Source organism: Desulfovibrio sp. ZJ369 (assembly GCF_011039085.1).
Lineage (GTDB): Bacteria > Desulfobacterota > Desulfovibrionia > Desulfovibrionales > Desulfovibrionaceae > Desulfovibrio.
Map to the genome: position 1 here is coordinate 1 of NZ_JAAKEI010000062.1, position 9,115 is coordinate 9,115.

Genomic DNA, 9,115 nt, shown 5'->3' on the forward strand with positions numbered 1-9,115 from the left:
AATGCTCTAGAGCAGATTACCTTTGACTTTTTATGAAAGTCAAAGGTGGCATTCAGGCGAAAAACGCGGTTTTCGCCTGAATGTACGCCGCGTTGCGGCGGCTGCCGCTTTCGCGTCAGCAGAGCATTTTCCAAGTGAAAATGCTCTGGTCCGGATCCGAAGGCAGACCGAAAAGCCGCCGCCGCAACAAGTCCAGGGCATGACTTGCCGCTCTGCTGCGCGTCCATTCCCGCCCCAGGTAGCGGCCCTGGGGACGCATGACGCGCAACCGGGTTTCCTTTTCGTCACTGAGCGCAATGTACACCAGGCCCACGGGCTTTTCGGGCGTGCCGCCGTCCGGTCCGGCCACGCCGGTAATGCCGATGCCAAAGGTGCTGTTATAGCGCGCACGCACATTGGCCGCCATGCTCCGCGCCACTTCCGGGCTCACGGCCCCCTGCGCGCGCAACAGATCCTCAGGCACGCCCAGAAGACGGGTTTTGGCCGCATTGGCGTAGGTCACCAGGCCCACGCCGAAAACTGCGGACGCGCCCGGCTGATCCGTGATTCGTTTGGCCAGCAGCCCGCCGGTACAGGATTCGGCCGTGGCCAGACTGAGGCCCCGGCGGATCAGCTCCGGCACCACCACGCTCTCCAGGCCGCTTACATTCACGCCGTACACCACATCCCCCAGGCGACGGCGAACGGCTTCCACCAGAGGCGCGGCCAAAGACGCTGCGGCGGCCGCGTTTTTGGCTTTGGCCGTAACCCGCACGAACATCTCGCCCTCGGTCGCATAGGTGGCGGCCGTGGGATTGGCCCCCCCGGTGAGATCGGCAATGCGCTCCGCGGCCGCGCCTTCGCCGATGCCAAAGGTGCGCACCATGAAAGAAGCTATGGCTTCGTTGGTCCGTTGCTGCAAAAAAGGCACAACGCTGTCGCGCAACATGGGGAGCAGCTCCGAAGGCGGCCCGGGCAGCAGAATAACTGTTTTCCCCTTTGCAAGCGGCACGGCGCAGCCCGGCGCAGTGCCCACGGCATTGGGAAAGGCCACGCAGCCGCGCGGCAGAAAGGCCTGCTTGCGCTGGTTGGCGCTCATGGGCCGCGTGCCGAAATACTCTTTCAGGCGGCGCAGGCTGTCCGCATGTTCCACAAGCGGGGCAGCGGCAACCAGGGCCACGGTTTCCTTGGTCAGATCATCGTCCGTGGGGCCCAGGCCGCCGGTGGTAATCACCAGATCGCTGCGCTCCAGGGCTTCGCGCAGAGCCGCTTCCAGCCGCCCGGCATTGTCCCCCACCGTATGGGTATGGAGCAGATCCACGCCCAGGGCGGAAAGCTCCCGCGCCACATGGGCCGCGTCGGTATTCACAGTGTGACCGAGCAAGAGCTCGGTGCCCACAGAAATGATTTCCGCTTTCATGATCGTGCCTCGCTTGCTGTGGCGGCCCGGCCTGCCGCCCGTGTTTCGGACGCAGCATGATACGTCGCACGCCGCGTGACCGCAACGCCGCGCATTCTGCGCCGCAGGGCAAGGGGCTTCAACGCCGGAACGGGTGAGTGCCGCGACACATCGCACGGCAGACAGAGCTGTTGCGGGGCAGGCGTTTTTTTGTCAGCACTGGCTCGGTCATGCAGTCTGCGATTCTTTTTGGGGCGGCCCGCGCGTTTGGCTTGACAAGGCCCGCGCACATAACGTAATCAATTCATACTTAATAACTAGGAAAATTTTTTCAACCCTGCGGCCCGGTTGTACAGGCCGCTCCCCGCATCCACAAGAGAGCACCCGATGACCGCAACCTCTTCCCTGCGCTTTGAAACGCTTCAGGTTCACGCCGGCCAGGAACAACCCGACCCGGCCACCGGAGCCAGGGCCGTGCCTGTCTATCAGACTGCCTCCTTCGTCTTCCGGGACTGCGAACACGCCCAGGCCCGATTCAGCCTGGAGGATGCCGGCAATATTTACGGCCGGCTGACCAATCCCACCCAGGAGGTCTTCGAGCGGCGCATGGCGGCCCTGGAAGGCGGCGCGGCGGCCCTGGCTGTGGCCAGCGGCGCGGCCGCGGTGAGCTGCGCGCTGCAGAATCTGGCAGGCGCAGGGCAACATATCGTGGCGGAAAAGACGCTCTACGGCGGCACATATAACCTGCTTGCGCATACGCTCAAGTCCTGGGGCATCAGCACCAGTTTTGTCGATCCACACCAGCCCGGCGCTTTTGAAAAAGCCATCCGCCCGGAAACCCGCGCCGTTTTCATTGAAAGCCTGGGCAATCCCCACAGCAATATCATGGACATTGAAGCCCTGGCCCGGCTGGCTCACAGCCGGGGGATTCCGCTGGTCATCGACAATACCTTTGCCACGCCGTATCTGCTGCGCCCCCTGGAGCACGGCGCGGATATCGTGGTCCATTCGGCCACCAAGTTCATCGGCGGCCACGGCGCGGCTCTGGGCGGGGTTATTGTGGACGGCGGCCGCTTTGACTGGGCGGCTTCGGGAAAATTCCCGCAATTCAGCGAACCGGATCAGAGTTACCACGGGCTGAGTTTTGTGCAGGCCGGGGGCCCGGCCGCGTTCGCGCTCAGAGCGCGGGCCGTGCTGCTGCGCGACCTGGGAGCGACGCTCGCGCCTCTGCACGCCTTTCTTTTCCTCCAGGGTCTGGAAACCCTTTCCCTGCGCGTGGAGCGCCATGTGCGCAATGCCTTGCGCGTGGTGGAATTTCTGCACAGACACCCGCGCGTGGAAAAGGTCAATCATCCAAGCCTGCCGCAGAGCCCGAGCCATGATTTGTATAAAAAGTATTTCCCGCGGGGCGGCGGCTCGATCTTCACTGTGGAGATCAAAGGCGGGGCGCAGGAGGCACGCGCCTTCATCGACCGGCTGCGGATTTTTTCCCTGCTGGCCAATGTGGCGGACGCCAAATCGCTGGTCATCCATCCCGCCTCCACCACGCACGGCCAGCTCAACGCGGCGGAACTGGCCGAAGCCGGCATCCGCCCCAATACCGTACGCCTTTCCATAGGCATTGAGCACATTGACGACATTCTGGAGGATCTGGCGCAGGCGCTCGCGGGCTGAGGCGTTTTCACCGGGCAGGGGCCGGGCCGGTTTTGCCCGCAGGCGAAAATCCGCGGGCACGCCCGGCGAAAGCAGCCTTGTGTTTTTATGCCGTATCCGATAGGAGAAAACAGGCCCGGCGTCCGGGGCCCTGGCACGGAGCAAAGCGGTTTCCCACAGACGCGCAGCCCTGACTGTCAGACTTTACCGGCGCGTCCTATCAGGAGATGCTTATAATGATGAAAAAGTTTATGGCCTTAGTGTTCATTATGCTTTTGGCCGTGCCCGCTCTGGCTGAAGAGATTACGACCCGGTATTTTACCGTCAATGTGCCTGACGATTGGAAGGCCGTGATGCCCCCCTCGGAAAACCAGGGCATGAGTACAGCGATATTCGTCAAGGCCTCAGGCGCGCTTTCCGTGACCCTGTTCGCCGGTCCCAACAGCGGCGCTGACGCCAAAAGCATTGCAAGCATGTTTGCTGAGCAGTTCAAGTCCGAAAAGCCGCCGGTGGAAAAAAACGGCCAGTATACCTTCACCTTCATGCAACAGAACGTTTCGGCCCAGGTTTGGGTTGCCACCGAGGGCGACGCCTTTTTGGTGACCAGCATAGCCGGCTCACCCCGCAAGGAAGGCCTGGAATTCGTGAAAAAGAACGTCAAAAGCGCCAATTACGCGGGTATGCTGCCCAAGTAAGCAGCGCAAATCTGAAAAAACTCTGCTGAACAACCCTTCCTCAGAAAGCTCGCAAAATCCCGCAGAACGGGGTTTGCGAGCTTTCAACGTCCAGCCGGCAATCAGGCACGCTGTCGCCTTTTCCGAGGCCTGAAAGCTGCCTGCCCGCCGTCTTGATTTTCTGTACGCAGCCGTCTTTTTTCGGCCTGGCGCAATTTCCCACTTGCTACTTTTTTTAATTTTGTGCTACTAAGAAAAGGCCGCCGCGGCGCTCCGCCTGGTTTGAAATCCTTGAAAACCGCGGGCGGATGCGCATCTGTGCGGGCAGCCTTGGCGCTGTACAGACCGGGCGGCAGGCGCGCCTCTTTCAGCGCAGCCACAACATTAACTGCCATAAGGAAACGCTACCATGTGGAAAATCTGCTGCGCGAGCCTGGCTCTTGTACTCTGTTTTGTCGTCCGGGCCGAGGCCCATTTCGGCATGCTCATCCCCTCCGCCTCCACAGTGACGGAAAAAAAAGACGCGGACCTGAAACTCGCCATCTCTTTTTCGCATCCCATGGAAATGCAAGGCATGGAAATGGTCGAGCCCAAGGCTTTCACCGTGAGCGTGGGCGGCAGGACGGAAGATCTGAAGGCAAGCCTCAAGCCTGCTTCCATCATGGGCCATAAGGGCTGGCAGGCCGCGTACAAGGTGAAAAGACCGGGCGTCTACCAATTCGCCGTGGAGCCCGCGCCGTATTACGAACCCGCAGAGAACTGCTATATCATCCATTACGCCAAGACCGTGGTGGCGGCTTTCGGCAACGAGGAAGGCTGGGATGAGCCTTTGGGCCTGAAGACCGAAATCGTTCCGCTGACCCGGCCTTTCGCCAATTACGCGGGCAACGTCTTTCAGGGCCGGGTGCTTCTGGACGGCAAGCCCGTGCCCGGCGCGGAAGTGGAAGTGGAATGCTACAACAAGAAGAAAAGTCATCAGGCGCCCAATGAATACTTCGTCACTCAGGTGGTCAAGGCCGATGAAAACGGCGTTTTTTCCTATGGCGTGCCCTGGGCCGGCTGGTGGGGTTTCTCGGCCCTGAACACGGCCAGGGAAAAAATAGACTACAAGGGCGAACCTAGGGACGTTGAACTGGGCGCTGTGCTCTGGCTGGAATTTACGGCCCCCAAAACCAACTAGAGCGTTTTGCCTTTGAAATTATCCAATTTCAAAAGCAAAATGCTCTAACTGTTTGCTGAACCGGCTCCGCGCGGCTGCGAGGTCTGCGCGGAGCTTCGGAGCAGAAGGCGGCCCGCAGGCTGAGCGGCTGCGTCCGGACAGGAAAAAGACGCGCGGGCGATCTCGGGCCGGGCAGCCTGGTTTTCACCTTCCTTTGACAGGCGCGCGCCCTGGCGGGCTGTGGCAACACAGCCTTTCCGCAAGGCCTGCGCGCAAGGAACAGACATGCATATTGCAGAAGGCGTTCTTTCCCCGGCCGTACTCGGCGCAGGCGCGGTTCTGACCGTGATCGGCACGGCCGTGGGGCTGCGCGGGCTGGAGTACGACCGCTTGATGACCGTGGCCATTCTTGCCGCCGCCTTTTTTGTGGCTTCCTTGATCCATGTGCCCGTGGGCCCGGCCAGCGCGCATCTGATTCTCAACGGGCTGCTGGGCGTTTTGCTCGGCTGGGCCGCCTTTCCGGCCATTCTCGCGGCCCTGGCCCTGCAAGCCCTGCTTTTTCAGTATGGCGGGCTCACGGTCCTGGGCGTGAACGCCTTTACCATGAGCTTTTCCGGGGTGCTCGCCTGGTATTGCTACCGCGCCATTGCGCGCGCCTGGCCCGGCCGGAACGGCCTGCGCGTTGCCGCTTTCTGCGGCGGCGCGCTGGGCGTGGCCGGAGCCGGCATTTTTACGGCCCTTGCCCTGGCTTTCACCAACGAAGGATTTCTGGCCGCGGCGCAACTGCTCCTGCTGGCGCATGTGCCCGTGATGCTGGTTGAAGGCCTGATCACCATGTTTACGGTTTCCTTCATCGCCCGCGTGCGCCCGGAACTGCTGCGCGCATCCGGGGTATGAACATGTTTGCCGTTATTAGAGCGGTTTGCTGTTGAAAACGGCAACCGCTCTGGCGGCCGCGGGAGCGGACGCCCGCGCCGGCGGTAGCCGTTAGCAAGCTTTGCTTGCTTACGGATAGCGACAGCGGTTGCGTTGGCTGGCTGTCGCAGTAACCAGTTGCTGTCTTCATCCGTAGCTTCCTTCGTCGCAACGGCTGAAGCAATGAGCCTGAAAACCACGCTTTTCAGGCGCTTGTCCCGCTTGCGGGGAAATGATGGCGGCGAAGTGATTGAAAATGAATATTTTCAATCAAAAAATGCTCTAGGGCCTGTTCACGCTTATCAGAAAAAACCTTGTTTTTTCGGGACACTGCCTCGTAATTCTGCCGGGGAAAGAATTTTCGTTGAACCATTTAAAATAGTTGAGAATACGCAGGATAGTGCTAACACACCCTAGGGAGGAACATGCCATGCCTGCCGCACGTTTTTTTGTGTTTTCCCGGCTGCTGAAAACAATTCCGCCGCTGCTGGCCCTGACGCTGGCTTTGCTGCCCGCCCTGGCCCTGGCCCACCGGGTCAATATTTTCGCCTGGACCGAAGGAGATCAGATCGTGGTGGAATGTGCCTTTAACGGCAGCTCCAAAGTCAATGGCGGCCGTATTGCCGTCTACGACGCGGTGGACGGAAAGGAATTGCTGCAAGGCATCACCGACGCCCAGGGCCAATTCCGCTTTGCCGTGCCCGATGAGGCCCGCGCGGCCGGGCATGACCTGCGCATCCAGATCAATGCCGGAGAGGGCCACCAGAATCAATGGATCGTGGAAGCCTCGGAATTCAACGCCGCACCCACGGCCGCCGCCTCGTTTTCTCCCGCGCCGGGCAGCGCGGATGTTGCCGTTGCTCCCTCTTCCGCCCAGGGCGCGGGCGCTTTGCCCGGCCCTTGCGCCACGCCCGCCGACGTGCGGCGCATCGTCAACGCCGCCCTGGACGCCAAGCTCGCGCCCCTCAAACGCGACCTGGCCGCGCAGCGCAGCGCCGGGCCGGGCCTGACGGAAATCATCGGCGGCCTGGGCTGGCTGCTGGGACTGGCGGGCCTGGGCCTGTACTTCAGGGGACGGCGGGGATAGAGCGGTTTGCTGTTGAAAACGGCAACCGCTCTGGCGGCCGCGGGAGCGGACGCCCGCGCCGGCGGTAGCCGTTAGCAAGCTTTGCTTGCTTGCGCCAGCCGTTGGCGAGTCTGCGAGCCTTACGGATGGCGACAGCGGTTTCGTTGAATGTTTTTTGTGGTAACTAATTGCTGTCTCCATCCGTAGCTTCCTTCGTCGCAACGGCTGGAGCACGGATAGCGACAGCGGTTGCGTTGGCTGGCGTCGCAGTAACCAGTTGCTGTCTTCATCCGTAGCTTCCTTCGTCGCAACGGCTGAAGCAATGAGCCTGAAAGCCACGCTTTTCAGGCGCTTGTCCCGCTTGCGGGGAAATGATGGCAGCGCCGCTTTTGAAATTGAATAATTCCAAAAGCAAAATGCTCTAAAGGCAGACAGTGTTCGATCAACCCTTTGTCCGCGCTTCCCCCATCCAGCGGATTGATCCGCGTGTGCGCCTGGCCCTGGCAGCAGCCACCGTCGTATGCCTGGCCCTGCTGCACAGCGTGACGGCCGCCCTGCTGGGGCTGCTGCTCGGCGCGCTTTTGCTGGCAGCCGCCCGGCCGCCCCTGCTGCCGCTGGCGCGGCGCGTGGCGGCAGTGAATCTCTTTGTGCTTTTTCTCTGGTGCGTGACGCCCCTGACCATGCCCGGCGAAAGCCTGGCGCGCTGGGGCATGTTCTCGATCAGCGCCGAGGGCGTGCGCCTCTCCTTGCTGGTCAGCATCAAATCCAACGCCATCCTCTGCGTTTTTCTGGCCCTTGTGGCCAGCATGGATTCGCCCACTGCGGGATACGCTCTGGAACGCCTGCGCTGCCCGCCCAAACTGGTCTTTCTTTTTCTGTTCACGGGCCGTTATGTGCATGTGATCGCCCATGAATGGCAGACGCTCAGCGTGGCTGCCCGGCTGCGGGGGTTCAGGCCGCGCAGCAATCTGCATACCTACCGCACGCTGGCCTCGCTTCTGGGCCTGTTGCTGGTGCGCAGTTACGAACGTTCCCTGCGCGTGCGCGAGGCAATGCTGCTGCGCGGTTTTCAGGGGCGCTTCCGCTCCGTGGCCGAGTTTCATGCGCGGCCTGTGGACGCGCTCTTCGTGATCTGCCTGGCGCTTTGCCTCTGCGGCATCGTCTGGGCGGAGCTTTCAGCCGGGGGCCCGCATGTCTGAAACGGATATTTTCAGCGTGGAGCACGTTCACTTCAGCTATGTCCAGGACGAGGAAACGCGGGACGTGCTGCGCGACGTAAGCTTTGCGCTTGCCGCGGGCCAAAAGGTCGGCCTCTATGGCCCCAACGGCAGCGGCAAGACCACCTTTTTCCGCTGCATTACAGGCCTGGCGCGGCCGCAACAGGGTCGGATCCGCTTTCATGGAAAGGTCTTGCACGGCGAAAAGGACTTTTACGAGCTGCGCTGCAAAGTGGGTTTTGTGCTCCAGCATGCGGAGGATCAGCTCTTTTTCCCCACAGTGCTTGAAGATGTGGCTTTCGGCCCGCTGAACCTGGGGCTTGCGCCGCAGGCAGCCCGGCAACGGGCCCTGGAAACCCTGGAATACATCGGGCTCCGGGGTTTTGAGCAGCGCCTGACCCATCGCCTTTCCGGCGGGGAAAAAAAGCTGATCTCCCTGGCCACGGTACTGGCCATGCGCCCTGAAGCACTTTTGCTGGATGAGCCCACCAACGGCCTGGATACTGACGCGCGCCAGCGGATCATCGACATTTTGCGCGCTCTTCCCACGGCCCGGATCATTATTTCGCACGATTGGGAATTTTTGGCCCAGACTTCCACTGAGTATCTGACCATTGTACACGGTCGGCTGAACAGCTGCGCGCCCTCCGTTGCTCACGCGCACATGCATGTGCATCCTCTGGGCAATGAGCCCCATGCCCATTGAGCCGGCCTGAGCTTTGGCCGTATTCCGCCCTGCACGAGCGCTCGCCCTCGCGTGCCGGAAAATCTGCCCGGCGCTGGCCTGCTGCAGGCTTCGCGGGAGCGAAGCGCGGCTCCGCCGCCGAAGCGGCTCTTACCAGTGATTATGGTAACATAGCAAATTATTGCACTTAGAGCGGTTTGCTAATTTCATTAGAACATTTTGCTTTTAACTTTTTACATAGCCACAGGATTTAAACCATCCTTCAGCGTCTTTTTGTGTGATACAACTTAATGCTTTTCCAATGGATTTGTATAGTTCATCACATGTTTTTGCTTTCATACCCCGAAGTAATTGTTTCACTTTGCTCC

The 9,115-nt window shown here is 60.9% G+C and carries 9 protein-coding genes; 8 read left to right on the top strand and 1 reads right to left on the bottom strand.

All coding sequences use genetic code 11. The features are described from left to right. Positions 1-115: 115 nt before the first annotated feature. The gene (locus G7Y51_RS12500; RefSeq protein WP_165177981.1) at positions 116-1,399 is read right to left on the bottom strand and encodes a competence/damage-inducible protein A; all 1,284 of its coding nucleotides are present in this window, start codon (positions 1,397-1,399) and stop codon (positions 116-118) included. Between the two features lie 366 nt (positions 1,400-1,765). On the opposite strand from G7Y51_RS12500, the gene G7Y51_RS12505 reads away from it, so the two are divergent. The 8 genes from G7Y51_RS12505 to G7Y51_RS12540 all read left to right on the top strand — a co-directional run bounded on the left by G7Y51_RS12505 (position 1,766) and on the right by G7Y51_RS12540 (position 8,768). Beyond that, positions 1,766-3,052: an O-acetylhomoserine aminocarboxypropyltransferase/cysteine synthase family protein gene (locus G7Y51_RS12505; RefSeq protein WP_165177983.1), complete on the top strand. Its 1,287-nt coding sequence runs from the start codon at positions 1,766-1,768 to the stop codon at positions 3,050-3,052. 215 nt (positions 3,053-3,267) lie between these two features. Next, positions 3,268-3,726 carry a hypothetical protein gene (locus G7Y51_RS12510; RefSeq protein WP_165177985.1) on the top strand — a complete coding sequence of 153 codons (459 nt, stop codon included), beginning with the start codon at positions 3,268-3,270 and terminating at the stop codon, positions 3,724-3,726. Between the two features lie 388 nt (positions 3,727-4,114). Next, positions 4,115-4,885 (top strand): DUF4198 domain-containing protein, encoded by a 771-nt coding sequence (locus G7Y51_RS12515; RefSeq protein ID WP_165177987.1) that lies wholly within the window; start codon positions 4,115-4,117, stop codon positions 4,883-4,885. 264 nt (positions 4,886-5,149) lie between these two features. Next, complete coding sequence (cbiM, locus tag G7Y51_RS12520; RefSeq protein ID WP_165177989.1) at positions 5,150-5,761, top strand: cobalt transporter CbiM; 612 nt, start codon at positions 5,150-5,152, stop codon at positions 5,759-5,761. A gap of 201 nt (positions 5,762-5,962) precedes the next feature. Further along, positions 5,963-6,196, top strand: a complete 234-nt coding sequence (locus G7Y51_RS12525; protein ID WP_165177991.1) for a hypothetical protein — start codon at positions 5,963-5,965, stop codon at positions 6,194-6,196. Between the two features lie 13 nt (positions 6,197-6,209). Then, positions 6,210-6,866: a cobalamin biosynthesis protein CbiL gene (locus G7Y51_RS12530; RefSeq protein ID WP_241160251.1), complete on the top strand. Its 657-nt coding sequence runs from the start codon at positions 6,210-6,212 to the stop codon at positions 6,864-6,866. Between the two features lie 413 nt (positions 6,867-7,279). Then, positions 7,280-8,044, top strand: a complete 765-nt coding sequence (gene cbiQ, locus G7Y51_RS12535; protein WP_165177993.1) for a cobalt ECF transporter T component CbiQ — start codon at positions 7,280-7,282, stop codon at positions 8,042-8,044. Continuing rightward, positions 8,037-8,768 (top strand): ABC transporter ATP-binding protein, encoded by a 732-nt coding sequence (locus G7Y51_RS12540; RefSeq protein ID WP_165177995.1) that lies wholly within the window; start codon positions 8,037-8,039, stop codon positions 8,766-8,768. Before cbiQ ends, G7Y51_RS12540 begins: the two co-directional genes overlap by 8 nt. Positions 8,769-9,115: the final 347 nt, after the last annotated feature.

Excerpts from the sequence above, each read along its gene's own strand:
- cbiM (WP_165177989.1), top strand. The coding sequence starts at position 5,150 with ATGCATATTGCAGAAGGCGTTCTTTCCCCGGCCGTACTCGGCGCAGGC.
- G7Y51_RS12510 (WP_165177985.1), top strand. The coding sequence starts at position 3,268 with ATGATGAAAAAGTTTATGGCCTTAGTGTTCATTATGCTTTTGGCCGTG.
- G7Y51_RS12525 (WP_165177991.1), top strand. The coding sequence starts at position 5,963 with ATGAGCCTGAAAACCACGCTTTTCAGGCGCTTGTCCCGCTTGCGGGGA.
- G7Y51_RS12500 (WP_165177981.1), bottom strand. The coding sequence starts at position 1,399 with ATGAAAGCGGAAATCATTTCTGTGGGCACCGAGCTCTTGCTCGGTCAC.
- G7Y51_RS12540 (WP_165177995.1), top strand. The coding sequence starts at position 8,037 with ATGTCTGAAACGGATATTTTCAGCGTGGAGCACGTTCACTTCAGCTAT.
- G7Y51_RS12530 (WP_241160251.1), top strand. The coding sequence starts at position 6,210 with ATGCCTGCCGCACGTTTTTTTGTGTTTTCCCGGCTGCTGAAAACAATT.
- G7Y51_RS12515 (WP_165177987.1), top strand. The coding sequence starts at position 4,115 with ATGTGGAAAATCTGCTGCGCGAGCCTGGCTCTTGTACTCTGTTTTGTC.
- G7Y51_RS12505 (WP_165177983.1), top strand. The coding sequence starts at position 1,766 with ATGACCGCAACCTCTTCCCTGCGCTTTGAAACGCTTCAGGTTCACGCC.